A 24,035-nucleotide genomic window follows, 5' to 3' on the forward strand; every position below is an offset into this window, starting at 1 on the left:
CGGGGCTGCCGCGGCCCGGCACGCAATGGGGTTCAACCAGGGTCTCCCGCGAGGTATTCCCCGGCCTTTTCTGATCCCTCAGTGCAGCTCGCCCAGGCGCCAGAGCCGCGCGCAGGCGGTGAGGTCGTCGGCGGTGTCCCGCAGGCGGGCGGCCCGTCTGACCTGGCGGTGCGCCACCTCGGGGGCGGCGGGGTCGACCAGGCCGACCGCCATGACCTGGCAGAAGGCGGAGGCGCGTTCCAGCGCGATGGCGAGGTCTCCGGTGAAGACCCCGGAGAGGATCTCCTCGGTGAGCCGGCGCAGGTCCTCCGGCTGCGGAGGCTCCACGAGACCGGCGATGGCGCGGTAGACCTCGGCGTGGGCGGCGCCGGCGGAGAACTGGCGCCCCACGTCCACGGGCTGGCGGCGGACCCACTCGTGCAGCAGGTAGAGCCGCCAGAGTGCCCCGGGTAGGGTGCGGGCCGGCCGGTCGGCCCACATCTCGGCGACGGTCGACAGGCCGAGCTCCTCGACCAGGCGGATCAGCCGCCGGGTCAGTTCGGGGTCGGCACGTCCCTCCTCGCGGCCACGGCCGACGACGAGCTCGGCGGTCCGGTGCGCCGTCTCCGCGGCCTCCAGCGGGTCGATCCCGCCGGCGAAGCCCTCGAGCAGCTCGGTCGGCCGCAGGGTGGGCCGGTGGAAGGGCCGACGGTGCCGGTCCTCGCTCATTCTGCACCTCCCGGGTGCTGGGTGTCAGGGGGACCCTCCGGGTACGACTCGTCCCGAGAGTCGTGCGGGTGACTGTGGGCCTCTCCCATGGTGTCATCCGCACCGGCCCGGAGCACCACCACGCTGTCCGGCGACAGCCGGAGCGCGTGCTGCGCCTGCTCGACGTCGCCGAAGCTGGCCAGGATCCGCGCCCGTGCGGGTAGCGCGACCTCGTGCTCGGCGGAACCCCCGAGCCGGGCCAGCATCTGCACCTCGCCCCGGGTGACGGTCAGCAGCTCCCCACCCTCGGCACCGCCCTCTCCGGCGAGGGCCTCCCTCGTGAGCGAGCCCTGGCCCAGCGGGATGGTCCGCAGGCCGGGCTCCTCGCGGCGCAGCCGGAGCAGGTCGCGGTAGAAGGCGAGCATCTCGGCATGGCCGCTCGAGCCGACCTCCTGCCAGTTCAGCGTGGAGGCCGACACGGTGGCCGGGTCCTGGGGGTCGGGCACCGTGCCTCCCCAGCCGTGCTCGGCGAACTCCGCCTGCCGGCCCTGGCGGATCGCCTCGGCCAGCTCCTCCTCCTCGTGGTCGGTGAAGTACTGCCAGGGCGTGCTGGCCCCCCATTCCTCACCCATGAAGAGCATCGGCGTGAAGGGGGAGGTGAGCAGCAGGGCGGCCCCGGCTGCGTGCCGGCCGGCGCTGATCCCGTGGTGGATGCGGTCACCCACGGCCCGGTTGCCGACCTGGTCGTGGGTCTGGAGGGAGACGACATACCGCCACCCGGGCGTGGTCGCCGGGTCGACCGGACGTCCGTGCACCCGCCCGCGGAAGGTGGAGAAGGTCCCGTCGTGGAAGAACGGGGTGCGGGAGAGCACCTTGCCCAGCGCCTCGGGGTCGGCGAAGTCGGCGTAGTAGCCCTGGGTCTCCCCGGTGAGCAGGACGTGCAGCGCGTGGTGCACGTCGTCGGCCCACTGCCCGTGCAGCCCCAGGCCGCCGGAGCCGCCCGGGCCGCGCGGGGCCACCGTGGCGGGGTCGTTGCGGTCGGACTCCGCCACCAGGGTGCGGGGTATGCCGGTGCGCTCACCGATCTCGTCGGCCAGCGCGGACATCTCCTCCAGGACGTGGGTGGCGCGGTCGTCGTGCAGCGCGTGCACGGCATCCAGCCGCAGCCCGTCCAGGTGGTAGGCCTCCAGCCACTGCCGGACGTTGTCCAGCAGGAAGGCGCGCACGCCGTCGCTGTGCGGGGCGTCGAGGTTGACCGCCTGTCCCCAGGGCGTGTGGTGCTGGTCGGTGAAGTATGGGCCGACCAGCCCCAGGTAGTTCCCGCTGGGGCCCAGATGGTTGTAGACCACGTCGAGCCACACCGCCAGGCCCTTGCTGTGAGCCGCGTCGACGAAGCGGGCCAGACCCTCGGGACCGCCGTAGGGCTCGTGGACCGCGTAGAGCGAGACGCCGTCGTAGCCCCAGCCGTGCCGGCCGGGGAAGGCCGCGACCGGCATCAGCTCGACGACGCTGACCCCCAGGTCGACCAGGTGGTCGAGGCGCTCGACAGCCGCCTCGAAGGTCCCCTCCCGGGTGAACGTCCCGACGTGCAGCTCGTAGACCGCCGCGCCCTCCAGCCCGATGCCGGCCCAGTCCTGGTCGGTCCAGGTGAAGGCGTCGGTGTCCACCAGCTGGCTGGGCGCGTGCACCCCGTCGGGCTGGCGGCGCGAGCGGGGGTCCGGCACGGGTATGCCGCCGTCCACCGTGAAGGCGTAGCGCCCGTCGTGCGGGGTGGGGTCGGCCTCGGCCGCCCACCACCCGTCCTCGACCTGGGCCATCTCGACCCGGTCCGCCGCGTCCGGGTCAGCGCCCAGGAGCAGGCCGACCGTCTGCGCCTCCGGCGCCCAGAGGGTGAACCGGTGGCGGTCCGTTTCGGCGCGGGGGGCCGCGTGGGGAGTCACGTCCGGGGTCGTGTCGGGGCTGGCGTGGCTCATCGTCCACCCTCCCGGAGGTCGTGGGCCCGCACCAGCAGCGCGACCGGTCGGTCGGTGAAGACGTCGGCGGCCAGCAGCGAGCCGCTGCCACCGCCCTCGTCGTGGACGTGGTGCTCGGCGCCGGTGAGGGCGTCGACCCAGGTGTCGGCGGGCAGCGGGACCCGGGTCTCGCCCAGGCCACCTGCGGCGCCCAGGGCGCGCGGGGCCCGGATGGTCAGGGTGGCGGCGACCCCGCCGCGCAGGAAGCCCAGGACGTGCGGGCCGGCCTCGATCGGCTGGTAGTCGGTGCCGGGGCCGTAGGCCTGCGGCAGCCAGGACCGCAGCCGCAGGGCCCGGGTGGTCACCCAGAGCACCTCGTCGTCCAGGTCGGTCGGCCACCCGGTCGCGTCGAGCCGCTCCAGGCGCTCCACCCGCTCGGCGTAGTCGACCGGGCGGCGGTTGTCCGGGTCGACCAGGGACAGGTCGACCCGGCCGGCGCCCTGGTAGGTGTCCGGCACGCCGGGCAGGGTGAGCTGCAGCAGCTTCTGGGCCAGCATCAGGGTGCGGATGGTCAGCTCGTTGTCGCGGATCGCCGCACCGATGGCCTCGGCCACCTCGCCCTCGGAGACCATCTCGCGGGCCAGCGCCACGACCCGCGCCTCGTAGTCCTCGTCCGGCTCCACCCAGGTGCTGTGCTCCTTGGCCTCCCGCATGGCCTTGGTGAGGTAGGCCTCGAGCCGGTCCTCGCTCACCCGGCCGGCCCCGACCAGGGTCTGCCAGATGAGGTGCGCCGTCGGCGGGTCGACCCCGTGCTCCTCCGCGGCGTCCCGGCCCAGCTTGGCCAGCCGGCTCCAGGCCTCCCAGTCCCCGGCCACGGCCAGGATCCGGGCACGGACCCCCTCGCTGCGCTTGGTGTCGTGGGTGGACAGGGTGGTCATCCCCAGCGGCCAGTGCTCCGCCTGGTGGCGGGCCCACGCGTGCAGGAGCTCGATCCCGCCGTCGGGGGTGAGCCCCACCGACGGGTCGGCCCCGACCTCGTTGAGGGCGACCAGCCGGTGCCACCGGTAGAAGGCGGTGTCCTCGATGCCCTTGGCCATGACCGGACCCGTCGTCTGCTGGAAACGCACGCACAGGTCGGTCGCGGCGGCGGGGTCGCTCACGCACCCTTGGGGGTAGAGAAGCACACCGGCGAGCGCCTCCAGCTCCGGCCGCAGGTCCTCCCGGGCGACGACCGCCCGACCCAGTCCCTCACGCAGCGGGGCGGCCATCGCCTCGTCGTGCGGGGAGGGCGCGGCGCCGGGGCGGACGTAGGCGCGGTAGGCGTGGACCGAGACCAGCAGCTCGGTCAGCGCCTCGCACAGCCGGTCGGGGTCGTGGTGCGGCAGCGCCTCCCGCACCCGGCGCATCAGCCGGCTGACCTCAGGCACGAGCAGCTCGTCGACGGCCAGCCGCTTGCACCGCTCGATCTCGACATGGATGTCCGGCTCCCCACCGGTGGCCACCCAGGCGTTGGTGACGACGTCGGTCGTGGTGGGGTCGACCAGGGCGGCGGAGAGGGCGGCGTTCGCGTCATACCCCGTCGTGCCCTCGCACGCCCATCCCTGCGGCAGCCGCTCGCTGCCCTCGAGGATCTTCTCCACCCACACCGGGGTGCCGGGCTGCAGCCGGGAGCGCAGCTGCTCCAGGTAGCCGGTCGGGTCGGCCAGGCCGTCCGGGTGGTCGATGCGGAAGCCGTCGATGACGCCGCGGTGGTGCAGGTCGAGCAGCAGCTCGTGGGTGTCGGCGAAGACGTCGGGCTCCTCCACCCGTACCCCGATCAGCCCGTCGACCTCGAAGAAGCGGCGGTAGTTGAGCAGCTCGCCGCCCTCCAGCCAGGACCCGAGCAGCCAGTGCTGGGCGTCGAGCAGGGCGGTGACCGCGGCCGGGCTGTCGGGACCGTCGGGGTGCTCCTGCGCGATCCGCTCGGTCCCGGGAGCCAGCGGCAGCACGTGCTCGTAGTAGCGGACCACCGGCAACCCGGCCGCGGGCCCCTCGTCGTCCCGGCCGGTGTCAAGGCTGATCTCCCCACGGGAGACCACCTCGGCCAACGGGTCGCCCAGCACGGGCAGCCCCAGGCGGCCGGACAGGTGGTCCCAGTCGATGTCGAACCAGTGCGCCCGCGGTGCGGTGCGACCCTCCCGCAGCACCTCCCACAGCGGGGCGTTGCGCCAGAACGGGGCGACCATCGCCATGTGGTTGGGCACGACGTCGACGATCAGCCCCATCCCGCGCTCGTGGCAGGCGGCGGCCAGCTCCTCGAGCGCCTCCTGGCCCCCGATCTCGGGGTTGATCTCGGTGTGGTCGACCACGTCGTAGCCGTGCTCGGAGCCGGGGACGGCGGTCAGCACCGGCGAGAGGTAGACGTGGCTGACCCCCAGCGCGTGCATGTAGGGCACGACCTCCAGCGCGTCCGCGCAGGTGAAGCCGGCGTGCAGCTGCAGCCGGTAGGTCGCGGTGAGGGGACGGGGTTCAGGGGAGGCCGGCTGGGGAGCGGTCGGCTCGGGGGAGGTCGCATCGTTCATGGCCCGGTCATTGTGTCAAGGCCGCGACCCCGCTGCCGACCCAACGAGCCCAGCGTGACCTCGCACCCCACGTGCAGCCGGGACGTCATGGGTGAGCCGGCAGGAACCGGCCCACCCATGACGAACCGGCTCCAGGTGCGCCGGCGGAGATTCGGCGACGCCCCCGCGCGCCCATACAGTGACAGGGTGGCTGCCATCCCCTCTCCTGCCGCCGACCGCGTGCCTGTCCCCAGCACCGCCCATCCCCTGCGGCGCCTGGCTGAGGACCGCATCCTCGTGCTGGACGGCGGGTACGGGTCGATGCTGCAGCAGGAGGGGCTCCGCGAGGAGGACTTCCACGGGGAGGGGCCGCCGTGGGAGGTGCACCAGGGGACCGCGCTGCGCGGCAACTTCGACCTGCTCGGGCTGACCCGGCCCGAGGTGGTCGCCGGGGTGCACCGTGCCTACCTGGAGGCAGGCGCCGACATCCTCACCACCAACTCCTTCTCGGCCACGTCGATCGCCCAGGCCGACTACGGCACCCAGGCGCTGGTGCGGGAGATGAACGTGGCCGCGGCCCGGGTCGCGCGGCAGGTGGCGGACGAGGTGGCCGCCGCCACCGGCCGTCCGCGCTGGGTGGCTGGATCGCTGGGCCCGACCAACCGCACCGCCTCCCTCTCCCCCGACGTCGAGCGCCCCGAGCTGCGGACCGTCACCTACGAGCAGCTGCGCGAGGCGTATGCCGAGCAAGTCGAGGCCCTGCTGGACGGCGGCGCCGACCTGCTCCTGGTCGAGACGGTCTTCGACACCCTCAACGCCAAGGCGGCCCTGCACGCGATCGCCGACGTGCAGCAGCGGCGGGCCGGGACCGGCGCGACGCCCGTCCCGGTGCTGCTCTCCGGCACCATCACCGACGCCTCCGGGCGCACCCTGTCCGGGCAGACGCCCGAGGCCTTCGCGGTCTCGACCGAGCATGCCCCGCTGCTCTCGGTCGGGCTGAACTGCGCGCTGGGCGCCGAGGCGATGCGCCCGCACCTGCGCGAGCTCGGGGCGGCGGCCACCGCCGGCACCCTCACGTCAGTGCACCCCAACGCGGGGCTGCCCAACGCCTTCGGGGGGTACGACGACACACCGGAGGAGATGGCGCAGGTCCTGGGCGAGATGGCCCGGGAGGGGCTGCTCAACATCGTCGGCGGCTGCTGCGGCACCACGCCCGAGCACATCCGGGCCATCGCCGAGGCCGTGGAGGGGGTGGCGCCGCGCAGACCGGTGACGCCCACGCCATACCTGCGCACGTCCGGGCTGGAGGCCTTCACGCTGTCGCCGGACGTCAACTTCGTCAACGTCGGCGAGCGCACCAACATCACCGGCAGCCCCCGCTTCGCCCGGGCCGTCCAGGAGGGCGACTGGGACGCGGCGGTGGCCATCGCGCGGCAGCAGGTGGAGGCGGGGGCCCAGCTGGTCGACGTCAACGTCGACGAGGGGATGCTCGACGGGCCGGCCACGATGACCCACTTCCTCAACCTGCTGGCGGTCGAGCCGGACGTGGCGCGGGTCCCGGTCATGGTCGACTCCTCCCGCTGGGAGGTGCTGGAGGCCGGGTTGCGCTGCCTGCAGGGCAAGGGCGTGGTCAACTCCCTGTCCCTCAAGGACGGGGAGGAGGAGTTCCTGCGCCGGGCCGCGGTCGTGCGCCGCTACGGCGCCGCGGTGGTGGTGATGGCCTTCGACGAGCAGGGCCAGGCCGACTCCTACGAGCGCCGGATCGCGGTCTGCGAGCGCGCGTTCCGGCTGCTGACCGAGCCCTCGGTGGCGCTGCCGCACCCGTTCCCGCCGCACGACGTGATCTTCGACCCCAACGTGCTGACCGTGGCGACCGGGATGAGCGAGCACGACCGCTACGCGCTGGACTTCATCCAGGCCACCCGGTGGATCAAGGAGCACCTGCCCGGGGCGCTCGTCTCCGGCGGCATCTCCAACGTCTCCTTCTCCTTCCGCGGCAACAACGCCGTGCGGGAGGCGATGCACACCGTCTTCCTCTTCCACGCCATCCGCGCCGGGCTGGACATGGGCATCGTCAACGCCGGCATGCTCGGCGTCTACGAGGAGATCGAGCCCGAGCTCCGGGAGGCGGTCGAGGACGTCGTGCTGGCCCGTCGCGAGGACGCCACCGAGCGGCTGATCGCCCTGGCCGAGCGGATCAAGGCCGACGCCGCGGGCGAGGGTGGCACGGCCGCCGGCTCAGCGGCTGCCGCCGCCCGGCTGGCCTGGCGGGACGCCCCGGTCACCGAGCGGCTGCGGCACGCGCTCGTGCACGGCATCGACGCCTACGTCGTCGAGGACGCCGAGGAGGCCTACCAGGAGCTCGGCTCCCCGCTGCAGGTCATCGAGGGCCCGCTGATGGCGGGCATGGACGTGGTCGGGGACCTCTTCGGCGCCGGCAAGATGTTCCTGCCCCAGGTGGTCAAGTCCGCGCGGGTGATGAAGAAGGCCGTCGCCCACCTGACGCCCTACCTGGAGGCCGACGCCGCCGCCACCGGTGGGCGGACCAAGGGCCGGGTCGTGCTGGCCACCGTCAAGGGGGACGTGCACGACATCGGCAAGAACATCGTCGGCGTGGTGCTGGGCTGCAACGGCTACGACGTCACCGACCTGGGCGTGATGGTCCCGGCGGAGAAGCTGCTGGCCGCGGCCGACGAGCTGGGGGCCGACGTCGTCGGGGTCTCCGGGCTGATCACGCCGAGCCTCGATGAGATGGTGGCGCTGGCGACCGAGATGCAGCGCCGAGGGCTGACCACGCCGCTGCTCATCGGCGGCGCGACGACCTCGGCGGCGCACACGGCGGTCAAGATCGACCCGGCCTACGAGGGCACCGTGGTGCACGTGGTCGACGCCTCCCGTGCGGTGGGTGTCGTCTCCGACGCGATCCACCACGAGGAGAAGCTGCGCGACCGCGTCGCCGGCACCTACGCCGAGCTGCGCGAGCGGCACGGCACCAAGGACGTCCGTCTCGTCCCGCTGGAGCAGGCGCGGGCGGACACCCGCGCGGTGTCCGAGCCGGTGCCGGTGACCCCCGCGCTGCTCGGCACGCAGGTGCTGCAGCCCACGCTCGCAGAGCTGGTCGAGGTCGTGGACTGGACCCCGTTCTTCTCCGCCTGGGAGCTGCGCGGGACCTATCCCCGGATCCTGGAGGACCCCAAGGTCGGCGAGCAGGCCCGCGCCACGTGGGCCGACGGGCAGCGGTGGCTGACGCGGATCCTGGACGAGCAGCTGCTCACCGCGCGGGGCGTGGTGGGGCTGTGGCCCGCGCACCGGGACGGCGACGACATCGTCCTGGACGTGGACGGGGAGGCGACCGTGCTGCATACCCTCCGGCAGCAGCGGGAGCGCAGGCAGGGCGGGTATGCCGCGCTGGCCGACTTCGTCGCCGCGCCCGACGAGCAGGGCCGGCCCCGCGACCACGTCGGGGCGTTCGCGGTGTCGATCCACGGCGCCGAGGACCTGGCGGCGCAGCTGCGGGAGGAGCACGACGACTACGGCGCGATCATGGTGCAGGTGCTGGCCGACCGGCTCGCCGAGGCGTTCGCCGAGTGGCTGCACCGCGAGGTCCGGACCCGGCTGTGGGGCTACGCGCCGGAGGAGGACCTGGCGGTCGAGGACCTGATCAAGGAGCGCTACGACGGCATCCGGCCTGCCCCCGGCTACCCGGCGCAGCCGGACCACACCGAGAAGTTCACCCTGTGGCGGCTGCTGGACGCCCAGGCGGCCGCGGGGATGCTGCTCACCGAGCACGGCGCCATGTCGCCGGGCAGCGCGGTCTCCGGCCTCCTGGTCGGCCACCCGCAGGCGCGGTACTTCGCGGTGGGCCGGGTCGGCCAGGACCAGGTGGTCGACTACGCGCAGCGCAAGGGCTGGAGCAGGACCGAGGCGGAGCGCTGGCTGGGACCGCTGCTGCGGTGAGGGCTCAGGGCAGCGGCCACATCCAGCCACCGGCCATCTGGTAGCGCACCGCGTCCAGCACGATGGCCTCGACCTCCGCGGGCGCGTCGAGGACGACCGTGCCCGCCAGCTGTTCGCCAGGGGCGACGGCCTCGGGGAGCCGCTCGTCCTCGGGCAGGCAGGTGGCACCGTTGCCGCGCAGGCCGCCGGTGACGCCGCCGTCGGGAAGGCGGACCTGGAAGTCCTGGGGGGCCATCGGCAGCTGGTCGAAGCCCAGGTCCTCCATGTCGGGGTTGGCCTCGACCTCGACCTGCAGCCCGATGAACTGCTCCTCCTCCGGCTGTGCACCGTCGGCGCACTCCAGGTCCCTCACCACCTCCTGGATGCGCAGGAGCGCAGCCGGCTCCTCCTCGGCGGTGATCTCCACCCACTGACCCAGCTCGGTGACCCAGTAGCCGGTCTCCTCGTCGAGCTCGTCCTCACCGAGGCCCTCCACGTCCCGGTCCTGGCCGAAGGTGCTGGTCGGAGGCGGCACGTCCTCGGCCGACTCCACGGTCTCCTCGCCGCCGCAGGCCGCGAGCATCAGGGCCGCGAGAACCGCGGCCGTCGGTGTCGTCCAGGGTCGTGCCACTGCGGTCCTCCGTCGGTCGGCTGTCCGTCCACCGTAACGACGAGACCCTGACGTCGCAGGCCAGAGCCATGGCAAGGGCTCGCTGGCCCGCTGGCTTGCTGGTCTGGCGTGCCTGGCCGACCTCAGGGCAGGTTCCACTCCCAGCCGCGCATGCTGCGGAAGGGGAGGCCCTCGAGGACGATGGCCTCGGCCTCCTCCGGGGCGTCGAGCACGAGCGTGCCGCTGACGCTCATGCCGGCGGTGACCGCGTCGGGCAGGTACTCGTCCCGCGGGAGGCAGGTGCGCCCCTCGCCCAGCAGCCGGCCCTCGGTCTGCCCGTCGGGCAGGACCGCCGTGAACTGCTCGGGGTGCAGGTTGAAGGTGGCGCGCGAGCCCGTCTGGCCCAGCTGCGGGCTGGTCTGCACCTCGACCTGCAGGCCGATGAACCGGCCGTTCACCGGCTCCGCGGCGTCCTCGGCGGTGCAGCGCAGGTCCGGGTCGATCCGGGTGATGCGGAACACCGCGTCGGTGACGGTGTCCTCGTCGTCCCGCAGCCCCGCCCACTGGCCCGTGCGCTTGAGCAGGGTGCCGCGTTCGTCGTGGATGGTCTGAGGCCCGAAGTCCTTGCCCGCGGTGATGTCCGCCGGGCCGGTGGTCTCCTGCGCCGTGTCCAGCGAGGTGGAGTGCGGGGAGGTCTGCGCGGAGGTTTCTTCCTCGGAGATCGCCCCGTTCCCGTCCCCTGCGCACCCCGCGAGCAGCAGGACTGCCAGGCTGGCAGTCAGCAGCGGCCCGGCACGGCGCATGTCCGGGTCTCCCTCCGTCGGTGTCCGGTGATCCTACCGACCGCACCTGTCCCGACCTGCACGGACCCTCGCCCGGCGGCCTTGCCAGACTGGTCCTCGATGACCAGCACCCAGCCCCGCATCTCCGTCGAGCTCGTCCCCCGCAGCGTGGAGTCCGTGCGCACGGAGATGGCGCAGGTCCACGCGCACCTGCCCTGGGTGGACACGATCAACATCCCGGACCTGCTGAAGTTCGAGCTGCGCAGCTGGGAGGCGACCAAGGTCGCCGGGGAGGCGGTCCGACGCCCGGACGGCACGGCATACCGGCGCATCCCCCACATCCGGGCCGCGGACGTCAACCCCGACGCGCCGCTGCCGATGGGGCAGGACCTGCTCGACCAGGGCGTGGACGAGGTGCTGGTCGTCTCCGGTGACGACGCCGACTACTTCACCCACCACACCTACCCGGTGGATGCGGTCGACGTCATCCGCCGGTTCCGCGCCGAGCTGCCGCAGGTGCGGGTGTATGCGGGCCTGGACCCGTACCGGACGGGCATCGCGCAGGAGATGCGCTACCTGGAGCGCAAGCTGGCGGCCGGGGCAAGCGGGATCTTCACCCAGCCGTTCTTCGACACCCACCTGATGGCCGCGTGGGCCGGGATCCTGCCGCAGGGTGTGGACGTGTGGTGGGGCGCCACGACGGTGACCACCAAGGGCGCGGCCGGCTACTGGCGCCGGCGCAACCTCGTCGCCTTCCCCACCACCTTCGCGCCGACCATCGACTGGCAGCGTGAGTTCGCCCGCCGCGCCATCGACTTCGCCCGCGAGCGCGGCCAGCACATCTACCTCATGCCGGTCCGCACCTCGGTCATGGACTACCTGGCCGGCGTCCTCTAACCCCCCACAGGACACGGCAAAGGGCCCCACAGGACACGGCAAAGAGCCCCACAGGACACGCGCACGCATGCCCGACGGTCCCCACACGGGCCGGCGAGCGCTCGGGCGGTGCTCCAGGTTGCCGTCTCGCGTGCTCTGTCGGGCCGTCTCGCGTGCTCTGTCGGGCCGTCTCGCGTGTTCTGTGGGGCCGTCTCGCGTGTTCTGTCGGGCCGTCTCGCGTGTTCTGTGGGGCCGTTTCGCGTGCTCTGTCGGGTCAGAGGCGGCGGAAGGCCACCGCCAGCAGCACCGGCTCACCGGCCAGGTCGCTGGCGTCCAGGTCGCACTCGGCCTCGATGACCCAGTCCACGTCGCCCTGAGGGTCGACCACGGTCTGGGTCACCTCCCAGACCCGGCTCGCCTTGCCGTCGGCGATCTGAGCCTGTGCCGGGGGGACCGGGCCCATCCGCAGGTGTTGCGGGCCGCGGGCGTCGGCGTCGAGGACCACCTGGTCGTGGGCGTCGTAGTAGTCACCGACGGCGAGGTCCCAGTCCCCCGGGGTCATCAGCGGCTCCAGCGGCGGCTCGGGCAGGGCGGCGACCTGCGCCTCCAGGGCACCGAGGGCCTCCCACGCGTCGTCGGCGACCAGCTCGACCCGCCGCCACATCGCCTTGCGGAGCATGACCCGGAAGGCCCGCTCGTTGCCGGTGACCGGCCGCACGGGTACCGGCGGGGCACCCGCGGCCTCGCGCGCCGCGGCTGCGGCGACCAGCTCCGGGTCGGTCAGCGCCTCCCACTCCTCCAGGAGCGAGGAGTCGGTCTGCCGGATCGTCTCCCCCAGCCAGTGGACCAGGTCGTGCAGCTCCTCGGTGTAGGCCGACTCCGGGACCGTCTGCCGCAGGGTGCGGTAGGCGTCGGTGAGGTAGCGCAGGACGACGCCCTCGGACCGGGCCAGCTGGTAGAAGCCGACGAACTCGGTGAAGCTCATCGCCCGCTCCCACATGTCGCGCACGACGGCCTTGGGCGAGAGCGCGTCCTCGCGCACCCAGGGGTGGGACTGGCGGTACATCGCCAGCGTGCCCTCGAGCAGCTCGGCCAGCGGCCGCGGCCAGGTGACCTCCTCCAGCAGCGCCATCCGCTCGTCGTAGTCGATCCCGTCGGCCTTCATCTGGCCGACGGCGTCGCCGCGGGCCTTGTAGCGCTGCTGCATCAGGATCGGCATGGGGTCGTCCAGCACCGCCTCCACCACCGAAAGGGCGTCCAGGGCGTAGGTGGGCGACTCCCGGTCGAAGAGGTCCAGCGCTGCCAGGGCGAACGGCGCCAGCGGCTGGTTGAGGGCGAAGTTGTCGGCGACGCCGGGCGCCAGGTCCACGGTGCGACCGTCCGGGCCGGGAGGATCGCGGCGCACCAGCACCCCCGTCTCCAGCATCGACCGACCCAGCGCGATCGCCCGCCGCTGCAGCCGCGCCTGCGCCGCCGGCGTCTCGTGGTTGTCCCGCAGGAGCGTGGCCAGGTTGGCCACGGGGTCGCCCTTGCGGGCCACCACGTTGAGGATCGTCGAGTGGTCGACCTTCATCCGCGACTGCAGCGACTCGGGGTCTGCGTTGACCAGCCTCTGGTAGGTCTGGTCGGACCAGGAGATGAAGCCCTCGGGTGGCTTCTTGCGCTGGACCTTCTTCAGCTTCTTGGGGTCATCGCCCGCCTTGGCCAGGTTGCGGGCGTTCTCGACGGCGTGCTCGGGGGCCTGCACCACGACATACCCTGCCGTGTCGTAACCGGCCCGGCCGGCGCGCCCCGCGATCTGGTGGAATTCCCGGGCGCGCAGCACCCGCGAGCGCGAGCCGTCGTACTTGGCCAGCCCGGTGAACAGCACCGTGCGGATCGGCACGTTGATGCCGACCCCGAGGGTGTCGGTGCCGCAGATGACCTTGAGCAGCCCGTCCTGGGCCAGCTGCTCGACCAGGCGGCGGTAGCGCGGCAGCATCCCGGCGTGGTGCACACCGATCCCGGCCCGCACCAGCTGGGACAGGGTGCGCCCGAAGCCGGCGGTGAATTTGAAGGCTCCGATCCGCTCCCGGATCGCCTCCTTCTCCTCGACGCTGACCAGCCGGGGCAGCGAGAGCAGCGACTGGGCCCGTTCCAGCGCCTCGCGCTGGGTGAAGTGCACGACGTAGATCGGCGCCTGGCGCTCCTCCAGCAGGTTCTGGATGGTGTCCGGCAGCGGCGTCATCGCCAGCTCCTCGCCGAAGTGCAGCGGCACCGGCCGCTCGGCGCCGGCCACCAGCGCCGTCTCCCGCCCGGTCCGCCGGGTCAGGTCCTGCTCGAAGCGGGTGGTCTCGCCGAGCGTGGCCGACATGAGCACGAACTGCGCCTGCGGCAGGGTGAGGAGCGGGACCTGCCAGGCCCAGCCGCGGTCGGGCTCGCCGTAGTAGTGGAACTCGTCCATCACCACGACCCCGATGTCGGCACCCTCCCCCTCGCGCAGGGCGATGTTGGCCAGCACCTCGGCGGTGCACACCACGATCGGAGCGTCGGCGTTCACGGCCGCGTCGCCGGTGAGCATGCCGACGTTCTCGGCGCCGAAGATCCGGCAGGCGTCGAAGAACTTCTCGCTGACCAGGGCCTTGATGGGCGCGGTGAGGAAGGCGACCTCGTCCCGGGCCAGCGCCAGGAAGCAGGCGGCCGTGGCGACCAGCGACTTGCCGCTGCCGGTCGGCGTCGCCAGCACGACATTGCTGTCGGCGAGCAGGTGCAGCAGCGCCTCCTCCTGGTGCGGGTAGAGGCTGGTGCCCTGCTCCGCCGCCCAGGTGGTGAACACCTCGTAGAGGGCGTCGGGGTCGCCGGCGGCCGCGCCCGGCGGGAGGGCGTCGGTCAGGGTCTGGTCCGGCTGCATCGCCACCATTGTCCGGTATGCCGTGCCGCCGCCACCGGGCGCCTCCCGGAAGGTGTCAAGTCGGGTGAGACAGTTTCCGTCAGGCGGTCTGTATGAGGGACTCCTGTGAGGGCTGGTTGATCCACGCGGCCTGGGGCAGCTTGGGCGCCTGGGGTCGGCGGTGGCCGAACCGCTCGGGGTGGGCGGCGTAGGCAGCGTCCAGGGTGGACTGGCGTTGGGCGCGGACCTGACCGACGGTGCCGTAGTGGACGCTGGCGGGAGTGTGCAGCCCGATGCCGGAGTGGCGGTGCTCGTGGTTGTAGTAGGCGAAGAACTGCTCGGCGAACGCGCCGGCGTCGGCCAGGGACCCGAAACGTTCGGGGAAGACCGGGGCGTACTTCAACGTCTTGAACGCGGCCTCGCTGTACGGGTTGTCGTTCGAGACGTGCGGGCGGGAGTGGGACCGGGCCACGCCCAGGTCCACCAGCAGCTGCGCGACCGGTTTGGAGGTCATCGAGGTGCCCCGGTCGGCGTGCACCGCGTCCGGGACACCGTGCACGCCCATGGCCTGCTCGAGCATGTTCTTGGCGATGTCGGCGTCCTCGCGGGCCGCGATGGTCCAGGCCACGACGAACCGGGAGAAGATGTCGAGCACGACGTACAGGTCGTAGTACACGCCCCGCTCCGGTCCTCGCAGCTTCGTGATGTCCCAGCTCCAAACCTGTCCAGGGCCGGTTGCCACCAGCTCGGGCCTGGTCCTGGCTGGGTGGGTGGCCTGCCGGCGTCGTTCGCCGGCCATGTCGTGCTCGCGCAGGATGCGGTGCATCGTGGACTGCGAGCACAGGTAGGTGCCCTCGTCCAGCAGCGTGGCCCAGGCCTGGGCGACCGACTTGTCCGCGAACTCCTGGCTGGTCAGCACCGCCAGCACGTGCGCCCGTTCAGCCTCGGTGAGCTTGTTCGCCGGGGCCGGGCGCGGTGTCGTCGGGCGTGGCCGGGGCGGGTTCTTGGCCCGGTAGTGACCCGCGCGGGAGCGGCCCAGCAGGGCGCACGCAGCTGCGGTGCCGACCTGCTCAGCCAGGTCGTCGACGGCCGGGTCGATCACCGCCGCGACCGCGGCGGCTTGTCCGCGCTCTCGGAGAGCGTCTCCAAGAGCGCGTGTGCTTTTCCCACCAGATCCAGGGCAGCTTTCGTGCGGGCGAGCTCGGCCTCGGCCTTCTCCGCCCGTGCCCGCAGCGCCTGCAGCTCCCGTTCCTGGCGGTCTCGTCGCTTGCCACCCAACCCGGCCTGCGCACCGGCCTGCGCTGCCTTGCGCCACTCGATGATGTGCGAGCTGTACAACCCTTCCCGGCGCAAGATCGCGCCCCGCTCACCACGTTCCGCGGCGTCGTACTCGGCAAGGATCGCGGCCTTGAACTCGGCGGTGAACCTCCGCCGCTTCGGCTGGTCAGCACGAGGGGACATGACCCCATCATCGGTGCCGACATCAGCAGTCGTCATCGTCATCTCAGTATTGATCCGATCTCGCCCCGTGCAGTGCGAAGGTCAACAGTGCTGGTGTCTCACCCCATCCTGACGCACAGGGTCCCGGCGACTCCCGGCGGCTGCCGACGACTCTGTTCCGACTCTGTGCCGACTCTGTGCCGACTCTGTGCCGACTCTGTGCCGACTCTGTGCCGGGGCTGCGCCACACTGGGGTGATGATCAGCGTGGACCTGGCCCGCCGGCTGCACGACGAAGGTCTGGTGTGGTCCCCGATGTCGGGCGACCGCTTCGTCGTGGACCGCCCCGGGATGGAGCAGGACGTCTTCCACCTCGCCGACATGACCGTGGACGTCCACCACCTGGTCGGCGGCTCGGTCATCGGCTTCAACGGCGTCGCCGAGTGGGCGCTCGACTCGGTGGCGCTGGAGGAGACGCTGTGGCTGCCGCGCGAGGACCAGCTACGCGCGGTGCTCGGGCACGACTTCGTCGGCCTGGGGATGGAGGCGGAGGGGTATGCCGTGGTGGCGCTCGTCAACGGCGCGCCGCTGACCTTCTCCCACCGGGACGCGGAGGAGGCCTACGGCCTGGCGGTCCTCGAGGTCCTGCGCCACCGGACCTGAGGTCCTGCCCCCGGCTCGATCAGCCTGTTCGACGCGGCGACCGCGCGGGCCACCGGGAACCCCCATGCTCGCTGGGCCGTCGCACCCCCGACCCCCGAGCGACCGAGCATGAGGAGATCCGTGCCGACGACGACCCAGATCGACCAGCTGCTGCGTGAGGGACGGCGTGCGTCCTGGTGGCCGTTCCTGCTGGCGGCGGCCGTCCTCGTGGGCGTGACCGTCTACGGGATCGCGATCTACGACAGCCTTCCGGACCGCATCCCTCTGCACTTCGGACCGGACGGGGAGGCCACCCGGTGGGGCGAGAAGTCTCCCGACACGGTCTTCATGGGCCCGCTGATCGGGGCGGGGACGCTTCTCGTGCTGCCGGTGGTCGCGGCGGTGCTGCCGAGCCTGACCCCGATCCCCGACGACGCCTCGGACTGGACGCAGCTGCGGGTCGAGGGCTCGGTGCGCGGCACCCGGGCCGGCCTGGGCTGGGTCGCCCTCCTGCTCGCGCTCCTCTTCGCCTGGATCGCGGTGTCGACCTGGCAGACGCCCGAGCGGCTCTCCCCCTGGCCGGTGGTCGTCTTCCTGGTGGCGATGTTCGTGGCCCTCTGGCTGGCCTACCGCCGGTGGGCGCGGTGGGCGAGGTCCACCGCGCAGCTGCACGGCATACATCCCACCCCGGAGGAGGAGGCGGAGGAGCGGCTGTGGTTGCCGCTGGGCCTCTATCGCAACCCGGACGATCCCCGCGTCATGGTGCCCAAGCGCGAGGGGCACGGCGTGGGCACCACGGTCAACGTGGGCTCTCGCGGGGGCAAGATCGCCGTGGCGGCGTTCGTGGTGGTCATGGTGGTGCCGGTCGTGCTCATCGTGTGGCTCGCCTGAGAAACTCTTGTCGCGACGGGCCCACGCATCACGAGAGGATCACGGGCGGATCACGAAGGGATCACGATTGGTGCCGCAATTGGATTCCCGAGGCTGAACTGGCCTAGCGTCGGCCAGTGGCCCCTCTGCGTGCCGACGCCCTCGGGCGGCTCCTCAGCCTGCCCTGACGGGCGTCCCGGCGTGCGCCCGGTGGCCGCCTGTGACCGCCCCGTGACCACCGACCCGAGGGATGCGTGTGCCCATTCTTGCCGCTGAGCATCTGTACAAGATCTTCGGCCGTCGACCCCACCGCGGGGTCGAGGCCCTCCAGCGCGGTGCGACCCGCGACGAGCTGAGGGACGACGGCCAGACGGCCGCCGTCATCGATGCCAGCTTCGAGGTCGAGGCCGGGGAGATCTTCGTGGTGATGGGCCTGTCGGGCTCCGGCAAGTCGACCCTGATCCGGATGATGAACGGCCTGCACCCCGCCACCTCCGGCGAGGTCGTCGTCGCCGGCGAGCAGCTCTCGACGCTCAAGGGTGAGGCGCTGCGCAGGCTGCGCCGGGAGCGGATCAGCATGGTCTTCCAACACTTCGCGCTGCTGCCGCACGAGACGGTCGGCCAGAACGCCGCCTACGCCCTGAAGATCCAGGGGATCAACCGCGCCGACCGGGAGGAGAAGGCCGAGCGGGCGCTGTCGATGGTGGGTCTGGACGGCTGGGGCGGCCACCTGCCCGGCGAGCTGTCCGGCGGTATGCGGCAGCGCGTGGGCCTGGCCCGTGCGCTGGCCGCCGAGACCGACATCATGCTCATGGACGAGGCGTTCAGCGCCCTGGACCCGCTGATCCGGCGCGAGATGCAGGACCAGCTGGTCGACCTGCAGCAGCGGCTGGACAAGACCATCCTGTTCATCACCCACGACCTCAACGAGGCGATGCGGCTGGGCGACCGGGTCGCGATGATGCGGGACGGGCGGATCGTGCAGATCGGCACCGCCGAGCAGATCCTCAACGACCCCAGCAACAACTACGTCGCCCAGTTCGTCCAGGACGTCGACCGCAGCAAGGTGCTGGCCGCAGGCGCGGTCATGGAGCCGCCGGTGGCCGTGCTGGGCGCCGACCAGGGTCCGCACGCGGCCCACAAGCTCATCCGCGAGCACCAGCTGGAGCACCTGGTGGTGGTGCACCGCGACCGCAGGCCCGCCGGTGTCGTCTCCTCCGAGGACGTCGCCGCCGCGGTGTCCGGCCAGTCCCGGACGCTGCCGCTGGTGCCAGTTGCGCAGCTGCGCACCGTTGACCAGGACGTCCCCCTCGGCGAGCTGCTCACCGACGCCGCCGAGCAGCGCGAGCCGCTGCTCGTGCTGGACCGGGACGGCCGGCTGGCCGGCGTCATCCACCGGGTGACGTTGCTGTCCGCGCTGGGCACTCCACGTGAGTCCACCGCTCCTCAGGAGGTGTCGATCTGATGGCCGACGAACACAGCTGGCTCCCCCAGGTCCCGGTCGGTCAGTGGGCCGACGCCGGGTTCGACTGGATCGACGACAACCTCTCGGTCCTGCTGACCCTCTTCCGCGACGTGATGAGCTCGCTCATCAACGGCCTGATCGACCTGCTCCTGATGCCGCCCCCGCTGGTGATGGCGCTCATCTTCGCCCTCATCGCCTGGTTCGTGGCCTCCTGGAAGCTGGCGCTCGGCTCGCTGGTCGGCCTCAGCCTCATCGTGTCGATGGGCATGTGGACCGAGTCGATGCAGACCCTGGCGCTGGTGGCCGTCGCCACCCTGTTCGCCGTGCTCATCGCCATCCCGATCGGGGTCCTGGCGGCCCGCAACGACACGGTCAGCGCGGTCGTGCGCCCGATCCTGGACTTCATGCAGACGATGCCCGGCTTCGTCTACCTCATCCCGGCCGTGACCTTCTTCTCGATCGGCCTGGTGCCCGGCATCTTCGCCACCATCATCTTCGCCCTGCCCCCGGGCGTGCGGCTGACCGAGCTGGGCATCCGCCAGGTCGACCAGGAGACGGTCGAGGCCGGCTACGCCTTCGGCGCCTCCCCCGGGCAGATCCTGCGCGGCATCCAGCTTCCGCTGGCGACGCCCTCGATCATGGCCGGCATCAACCAGGTCATCATGCTGGCACTGTCCATGGCGGTCATCGCCGGCATCGCTGGCGCCGACGGGCTGGGCAAGGTGATCGTCGAGTCGATCTCCCGGCTCAACACCCCTCTCGGGGTCGAGGGCGGCGTGTCGGTGGTGATCCTGGCGATCTACCTGGACCGCCTCACCGCCGCCCTGGGCAACCGCCGGGCCTACAGCAGCTCGCTGCTCGCCCTGGCCGCCGGCCGCCGGCGCCGCCTGGCCGCCGCCGACAAGGAAGCCCTCCAGAGCACCGTGTGACCTCTGACCCTGCCGACCGCGGCGCCACTCCCTGCACGAGACACCTGATACGCAACCAAGAGAAGGAAGAGAACACCACGATGATCGCAACCAGAACCCCCCGCATGCGTCTGCTGGCCCTCGCGGCCGCGGCCTCGCTGACCCTGGCCGCCTGCGGCAACGGCGAGGACGACAGCACCACCGACGACACCGGTGCCGTGGGTGGCACCGACGCCGACAGCACCGACGACAGCACCGACGACTCGGACGAGGCGGCCGCCGGTGGCGAGGACCTCGGCACCATCACCATGGGCTTCCTCCCGGCCTGGACCGACGGGCTGAGCACCGCATACCTGCTGGAGAACCAGCTGGAGCAGATGGGCTACGAGGTCGAGATGGAGACCCTCACCGAGGCCGCGCTGCTCTACGCCGGCCTGGCCAACGGCGACGTCCACATGTACCCCTCCGCCTGGCCCGAAGTCACCCACGCCGACTACATGGACGAGTACGGCGACCAGATCGAGGACCTGGGCGGCTACTACGACGGCGCCGTGCTGACCATCGCGGTCCCGGAGTACGTCGACATCGACTCCCTGGAGGAGCTGGCGGACAACGCGGACCGGTTCGACGGCCGGATCATCGGCATCGAGCCAGGGGCTGGGCTGACCCGGGTCACCGGCGAGGAGATGATCCCCGCCTACGGGCTGGAGGGCTCCTACGAGCTGGTCACCTCCTCGACCGCGGCGATGCTCGCCGAGCTGCAGAGCGCGATCGACGACGAGGAGGACATCGTCGTCACCCTCTGGCGCCCGTTCTGGGCCAACAGCGAGTTCCCGATCAAGGACCTGGAGGACCCGCTGGGCGCCATGGGCGACCCCGAGACCCTGCACTTCCTCGGCTCCGACGGCTTCGCCGAGGAGTTCCCGGAGGCTGCCGAGTTCATCGGCCAGATCCAGCTCTCCGACGAGGAGTACGGCGCGCTGGAAGACCTCGTCGTCAACGAGTACGGCGAGGGCAACGAGGCCGAGGCGGTCGAGGCCTGGCTGGAGCAGTACCCGGACGCCATGCCGGAGCTGCCCACCGCTGGCTGATCCGCCCCCACGCAACACCCACAGCACCACGACGCCCCCGCCGGTCCGCCGGCGGGGGCGTCCCCGTCCTTGCTCAGCCTGGCCGCGCCGTGGCTGACGGGGGAGGCGATCAGCCGAGCTCGACGCCGCTGATCTCCTCCGGCGGCGGGAACTGGCGCACCGCCCTGCCCTCGTGCCACGGCGCCGCCTCGAGGTAGCTCAGGTGACCGCCGTCCACGAAGAGCAGCAGCAGGGCGTCCGGGTGGTCGGCGGAGACGACGAGCCGGCTCGCGTCGTCCTCGACCCCCTCCGCCGGCGACAGCTCGATCGACGGGCAGGTGCCGCAGCCGCAGGGCCGCACCGCCTCCGCGGACGGCACCTCCGCCCGCGCCGGGTGCCCTTCCGGCAGCCCGTCGGCGAGGAGTGCGAGGACCTGCCGCTCGCGGTCGGTCAGGGGGCGCGGGTAGCTCCCCGGCTCCGGTGGGGAGGCGGGCGGGCCGGACGGCATACCGGTCAGCGGCGGACCTGGATCTGGGGCGCGTAGAGCTCCATCGCCGCGAGCGCCCGCTCGTGTGCGTCGTCGCTGGAGCCGGCGCACGCGTCGGCGACCACCTCGACGAGGCAGCCTGCGTCAGCCGCGGCGAGCGCGGTGGACAGCACGCAGCAGTCGGTGGAGACGCCGGCGAGGACGAGGTGCGCATCCTGCCCGACCACGTCCCGCAGGTGCTCGCCCCACTTGCCGAAGGTGGGCTCGGACACGGTATGCGGCAGGCGCAGCTCGGCGATCTCGTCCACGACGTCGAAGATCGGGTCGAAGGGCGAGCGGTCGGCGAAGGGGAAGCGCTCGAAGTAGGGGACCCAGGAGCCGTGCTTGGCGTGCGGCGGCACCCACCGGGTCTGCACGACGCGGCCCTCGTGCGCGGCGACGAGCTCCCGGATCGGCTCGACCGTCTCGGCGAACCGGGGCGCGTACCACTCCGAGGCCGGGTCGGCGAAGATCCGCTGGGCATCGACGACGACCAGCCACGGCGGCGAGATCCGGCTCATGCCTGTCACGGTAGTGGGCGGGGCGGGGTCAGTGGGTCACGCGGTTGGGCTGGTCGGGTTGGTCGGTGGGGGCGGGCACGATGCCCTCCTCCTGGCGGCGCACCGCGGCCCGGCCCAGGACCAGCCAGCCGACGAAACCGATGACCAGGGCAGCCAGCACGCCGAGGTTGGCCCAGGCCCAGGTGCCGTCCCGGCCGCCGAGGCCCAGGCCGAGCAGGTAGCCCTGCCAGTTGTTCCAGGACGCCTCGTCGGCGAACTGGTTGATGACCAGGCCCCAGCCGACGACCGAGCCGACGATCATGAGCGCGATCGGGGTCCAGCTCCAGCTGCCGTAGCGGCCCCGGGGGTCGAACAGCGCCCGCTCGTCGTAGTCACGGCGGCGCAGGGCGATGTCGGCCATCAGGATCCCGGCCCAGACGGCGATCGGCACGCCCAGGGTGATGAGGAAGCTCTGGAAGGGGCCGAGGAAGCTCTGCGCGAAGAAGACCACCCAGACCGCGCCCAGCGTCATGATCGTGCCGTCGATGCCGGCGGCGGCCGGGCGGGGGATGTTCACCCCCAGGGACAGCAGCGTCAGGCCGGAGGAGTAGATGCCGAGGACGGCGCCGCTGACCAGGGCCAGGACGGCCGCGAGGAGGAACGGCAGCAGGAACCAGGTCGGCAGGATGGTGGCCAGGGTGCCGATCGGGTCGTTGACGATGCCCTCCTCCAGGTCCGGGCGGGATCCGACGAGCAGCAGGCCGTAGATGACCAGCAGGACGGGGGCGAGCGCGCCGCCGACGGTGTTCCAGAGGACGATGGCGCTGCCGGGAGCGTCGCGACGCTGGTAGCGCGACCAGTCCGCGGCGATGTTGATCCAGCCCAGGCCGAAGCCGGTCATCAGCATCACCAGTGCCCCGATGACGGCGCTGAGCGGCCCGGGCTCGATCGCCTGGATCGCGGCGAAGTCGACCTGGTCCCACGTCATCGCGATGTAGGCGATGGTGACCGCGCCGGTGACCCAGGTCAGCACCGACTGCAGGCGCATGATCGTGTGGTAGCCCGCGACCGAGGCCAGGATGATCAGCCCGGCGATGACGACGATGGCCAGCACCTTGGTCGTGGTGCCGCTGGCCCAGCCCAGTTGCTCGAAGATCGTCGCGGTGGCCAGGACGGCCATGATCGCCAGGAAGGTCTCCCAGCCCATCGAGATCAGCCAGGAGAAGACCCCCGGGACCTTCTGGCCGTTGACCCCGAAGGCAGCCCGGGAAAGCACCATGGTCGGCGCCGAGCCTCGCTTGCCGGCGATCGCGATGACCCCGCAGAAGAGGAACGACAGGACCACGCCGACGACGGTGACCAGCAGCGCCTGCCAGAAGGAGATGCCGAAGCCGAGCACGAACGATCCCCAGGAGATCCCGAAGACCGACACGTTGGCGGCGAACCAGGGCCAGAACAGGTCCACCGGCTTGGCGGTGCGCTCTGCCTCGTCGATGATGTCGATGCCGTTGATCTCGACCAGGCGACGCTCGCCCTCGGTGAGCCGCGTGGTGGTGCTCTCGTTCATGGCGAGAACTCTCCCACACGGCCAGGGGGCACATGGACAGGTCAGCGGCGCACAAAGGACAATGAGGGCTGCGCGTCGATGGCCGACGTTTGTCGCGTGTGCCGAGAGCGAAGGAGCCCCCGTGAGCTGGCCGATCAACAACCCCGACGAGCCGCAGCCGTGGCGGGGTGGCCCCGTCGACCAGCCGCCGACGGGCACGGGCGCCTCACCGATCCCGCCCTACGCCCCTCCGCAGCAGCCCGGCGCGTGGAACACCCCACCGCAGCCCGGGGTATGGAGTCCCCAGCAGCAGCCGGGGGTGTGGGGCCCGCAGGACACCGTCCCCGGCCACGCCCGCACGCCTCAGCAGCCATCACAGCTGCGCTACGCCCACTGGGGCGAGCGCGTGGCCGCGACGCTGATCGATGCCCTGCTGGTCCTCGGCGTCACCATGGTGCTCAACCTGGTGACCTTCGGCCTCCTCGACGGCGCGTCCGGCCTGGCCGGTGTGGCGGCGTGGGCCTACATCGCCTGGCTCAACGGCAGCAGGGGGCAGTCCCCCGGCAAGGCGCTCACCGGTCTGAAGCTGGTGAGGGACGCCGACGGACTGACCCTGGGCGGGCCGGTCGGGCTGGTGCGGACGTTGATGCTGTGGCTGTTCTTCCCGTTCGGCGTCGGCATCGTCTGGCTGCTGGCGGTCCTCTGGCCGACCTGGGACCCGAAGAAGCAGGCCCTGCACGACAAGATGTTCGGCGCAGTCGTCGTGGCCGGTCACCCGCCGGTGAAGTTCGGCAAGGACCTCTTCCTCCCCTGAGGC

18 protein-coding genes are annotated in these 24,035 nt (G+C 72.1%); 8 read left to right on the forward strand and 10 right to left on the reverse strand.

Features of this window, described 5'->3' with window-relative positions; all coding sequences use genetic code 11:
• Positions 1–78: 78 nt before the first annotated feature.
• From ESZ52_RS15700 to treY, 3 genes are read right to left on the reverse strand one after another with little or no spacing between them, the layout of a single operon-like run.
• Positions 79–708, reverse strand: coding sequence for a hypothetical protein (locus ESZ52_RS15700; RefSeq protein ID WP_131105755.1), 630 nt, complete (start codon positions 706–708; stop codon positions 79–81).
• On the reverse strand, positions 705–2,660 hold the full coding sequence (gene treZ / locus ESZ52_RS15705) for a malto-oligosyltrehalose trehalohydrolase (protein WP_131105756.1): 1,956 nt from the start codon (positions 2,658–2,660) through the stop codon (positions 705–707). Before treZ ends, ESZ52_RS15700 begins: the two co-directional genes overlap by 4 nt.
• Positions 2,657–5,200, reverse strand: coding sequence for a malto-oligosyltrehalose synthase (treY, locus tag ESZ52_RS15710; protein WP_131105757.1), 2,544 nt, complete (start codon positions 5,198–5,200; stop codon positions 2,657–2,659). Before treY ends, treZ begins: the two co-directional genes overlap by 4 nt.
• A 186-nt stretch (positions 5,201–5,386) precedes the next feature.
• On the opposite strand from treY, the gene metH reads away from it, so the two are divergent.
• The gene (gene metH, locus ESZ52_RS15715; RefSeq protein ID WP_238154657.1) at positions 5,387–9,136 is read left to right on the forward strand and encodes a methionine synthase; all 3,750 of its coding nucleotides are present in this window, start codon (positions 5,387–5,389) and stop codon (positions 9,134–9,136) included.
• Positions 9,137–9,140: 4 nt separating this feature from the next.
• Here metH and ESZ52_RS15720 read toward each other — a convergent pair whose 3' ends face one another.
• Both ESZ52_RS15720 and ESZ52_RS15725 read right to left on the reverse strand, forming a co-directional pair.
• Complete coding sequence (locus ESZ52_RS15720; protein ID WP_131105759.1) at positions 9,141–9,746, reverse strand: hypothetical protein; 606 nt, start codon at positions 9,744–9,746, stop codon at positions 9,141–9,143.
• Positions 9,747–9,868: 122 nt separating this feature from the next.
• A complete protein-coding gene (locus ESZ52_RS15725; protein ID WP_131105760.1) occupies positions 9,869–10,528 on the reverse strand; it encodes a hypothetical protein in 660 nt (219 codons plus the stop codon).
• A 99-nt stretch (positions 10,529–10,627) separates the two neighbouring features.
• On the opposite strand from ESZ52_RS15725, the gene ESZ52_RS15730 reads away from it, so the two are divergent.
• Positions 10,628–11,404 (forward strand): methylenetetrahydrofolate reductase, encoded by a 777-nt coding sequence (locus ESZ52_RS15730; protein WP_131105761.1) that lies wholly within the window; start codon positions 10,628–10,630, stop codon positions 11,402–11,404.
• 253 nt (positions 11,405–11,657) lie between these two features.
• Here the strand turns inward: ESZ52_RS15730 and ESZ52_RS15735 are convergent, their stop codons facing one another.
• Positions 11,658–14,273, reverse strand: coding sequence for a DEAD/DEAH box helicase (locus tag ESZ52_RS15735; protein ID WP_131105762.1), 2,616 nt, complete (start codon positions 14,271–14,273; stop codon positions 11,658–11,660).
• Positions 14,274–14,352: 79 nt separating this feature from the next.
• A protein-coding gene (locus ESZ52_RS15740; protein ID WP_420886837.1) for an IS3 family transposase occupies positions 14,353–15,755 on the reverse strand; the annotation gives its coding sequence in 2 pieces (ribosomal slippage) (positions 14,353–15,422 and positions 15,422–15,755; 1,404 coding nt in all).
• Positions 15,756–15,949: 194 nt separating this feature from the next.
• On the opposite strand from ESZ52_RS15740, the gene ESZ52_RS15750 reads away from it, so the two are divergent.
• The 5 genes from ESZ52_RS15750 (at position 15,950) to ESZ52_RS15770 (ending at position 20,667) form a co-directional block, all read left to right on the forward strand.
• Positions 15,950–16,354: a pilus assembly protein CpaE gene (locus ESZ52_RS15750; protein ID WP_131105763.1), complete on the forward strand. Its 405-nt coding sequence runs from the start codon at positions 15,950–15,952 to the stop codon at positions 16,352–16,354.
• A 120-nt stretch (positions 16,355–16,474) separates the two neighbouring features.
• Complete coding sequence (locus tag ESZ52_RS15755) at positions 16,475–17,224, forward strand: DUF1648 domain-containing protein (RefSeq protein ID WP_181010080.1); 750 nt, start codon at positions 16,475–16,477, stop codon at positions 17,222–17,224.
• A gap of 235 nt (positions 17,225–17,459) precedes the next feature.
• Positions 17,460–18,668, forward strand: a complete 1,209-nt coding sequence (locus ESZ52_RS15760; RefSeq protein WP_131106689.1) for a quaternary amine ABC transporter ATP-binding protein — start codon at positions 17,460–17,462, stop codon at positions 18,666–18,668.
• Entirely contained in the window at positions 18,668–19,597 is a 930-nt protein-coding gene (locus ESZ52_RS15765) for an ABC transporter permease (protein ID WP_131105765.1), read from the forward strand. Before ESZ52_RS15760 ends, ESZ52_RS15765 begins: the two co-directional genes overlap by 1 nt.
• Before the next feature lie 80 nt (positions 19,598–19,677).
• Positions 19,678–20,667 carry a glycine betaine ABC transporter substrate-binding protein gene (locus ESZ52_RS15770; protein WP_238154690.1) on the forward strand — a complete coding sequence of 330 codons (990 nt, stop codon included), beginning with the start codon at positions 19,678–19,680 and terminating at the stop codon, positions 20,665–20,667.
• Between the two features lie 109 nt (positions 20,668–20,776).
• On the opposite strand, the gene ESZ52_RS15775 is transcribed toward ESZ52_RS15770, so the two are convergent.
• The 3 genes from ESZ52_RS15775 to ESZ52_RS15785 are packed head-to-tail and all read right to left on the reverse strand — an operon-like array spanning position 20,777 to position 23,239.
• On the reverse strand, positions 20,777–21,154 hold the full coding sequence (locus ESZ52_RS15775) for a helix-turn-helix domain-containing protein (protein WP_131105766.1): 378 nt from the start codon (positions 21,152–21,154) through the stop codon (positions 20,777–20,779).
• Positions 21,155–21,159: 5 nt separating this feature from the next.
• The gene (locus tag ESZ52_RS15780) at positions 21,160–21,693 is read right to left on the reverse strand and encodes a cysteine hydrolase family protein (RefSeq protein ID WP_272948386.1); all 534 of its coding nucleotides are present in this window, start codon (positions 21,691–21,693) and stop codon (positions 21,160–21,162) included.
• Between the two features lie 28 nt (positions 21,694–21,721).
• The gene (locus ESZ52_RS15785; protein WP_131105767.1) at positions 21,722–23,239 is read right to left on the reverse strand and encodes a purine-cytosine permease family protein; all 1,518 of its coding nucleotides are present in this window, start codon (positions 23,237–23,239) and stop codon (positions 21,722–21,724) included.
• A 121-nt stretch (positions 23,240–23,360) separates the two neighbouring features.
• Between ESZ52_RS15785 and ESZ52_RS15790 the strand changes: the two genes are divergently transcribed.
• Positions 23,361–24,032, forward strand: coding sequence for an RDD family protein (locus ESZ52_RS15790; RefSeq protein WP_181010079.1), 672 nt, complete (start codon positions 23,361–23,363; stop codon positions 24,030–24,032).
• Positions 24,033–24,035 lie beyond the last annotated feature (3 nt).

This window comes from Ornithinimicrobium sufpigmenti, from assembly GCF_004322775.1.
GTDB lineage: Bacteria > Actinomycetota > Actinomycetes > Actinomycetales > Dermatophilaceae > Ornithinicoccus > Ornithinicoccus sufpigmenti.

Bases quoted from the DNA above. Each gene is read 5' to 3' on its own strand.
- ESZ52_RS15700 (WP_131105755.1), bottom strand. From the start codon at position 708: ATGAGCGAGGACCGGCACCGTCGGCCCTTCCACCGGCCCACCCTGCGG.
- treZ (WP_131105756.1), bottom strand. From the start codon at position 2,660: ATGAGCCACGCCAGCCCCGACACGACCCCGGACGTGACTCCCCACGCG.
- treY (WP_131105757.1), bottom strand. From the start codon at position 5,200: ATGAACGATGCGACCTCCCCCGAGCCGACCGCTCCCCAGCCGGCCTCC.
- ESZ52_RS15725 (WP_131105760.1), bottom strand. From the start codon at position 10,528: ATGCGCCGTGCCGGGCCGCTGCTGACTGCCAGCCTGGCAGTCCTGCTG.
- ESZ52_RS15730 (WP_131105761.1), top strand. From the start codon at position 10,628: ATGACCAGCACCCAGCCCCGCATCTCCGTCGAGCTCGTCCCCCGCAGC.
- ESZ52_RS15735 (WP_131105762.1), bottom strand. From the start codon at position 14,273: ATGCAGCCGGACCAGACCCTGACCGACGCCCTCCCGCCGGGCGCGGCC.
- ESZ52_RS15750 (WP_131105763.1), top strand. From the start codon at position 15,950: ATGATCAGCGTGGACCTGGCCCGCCGGCTGCACGACGAAGGTCTGGTG.
- ESZ52_RS15765 (WP_131105765.1), top strand. From the start codon at position 18,668: ATGGCCGACGAACACAGCTGGCTCCCCCAGGTCCCGGTCGGTCAGTGG.
- ESZ52_RS15770 (WP_238154690.1), top strand. From the start codon at position 19,678: ATGATCGCAACCAGAACCCCCCGCATGCGTCTGCTGGCCCTCGCGGCC.
- ESZ52_RS15775 (WP_131105766.1), bottom strand. From the start codon at position 21,154: ATGCCGTCCGGCCCGCCCGCCTCCCCACCGGAGCCGGGGAGCTACCCG.
- ESZ52_RS15780 (WP_272948386.1), bottom strand. From the start codon at position 21,693: ATGAGCCGGATCTCGCCGCCGTGGCTGGTCGTCGTCGATGCCCAGCGG.
- ESZ52_RS15785 (WP_131105767.1), bottom strand. From the start codon at position 23,239: ATGAACGAGAGCACCACCACGCGGCTCACCGAGGGCGAGCGTCGCCTG.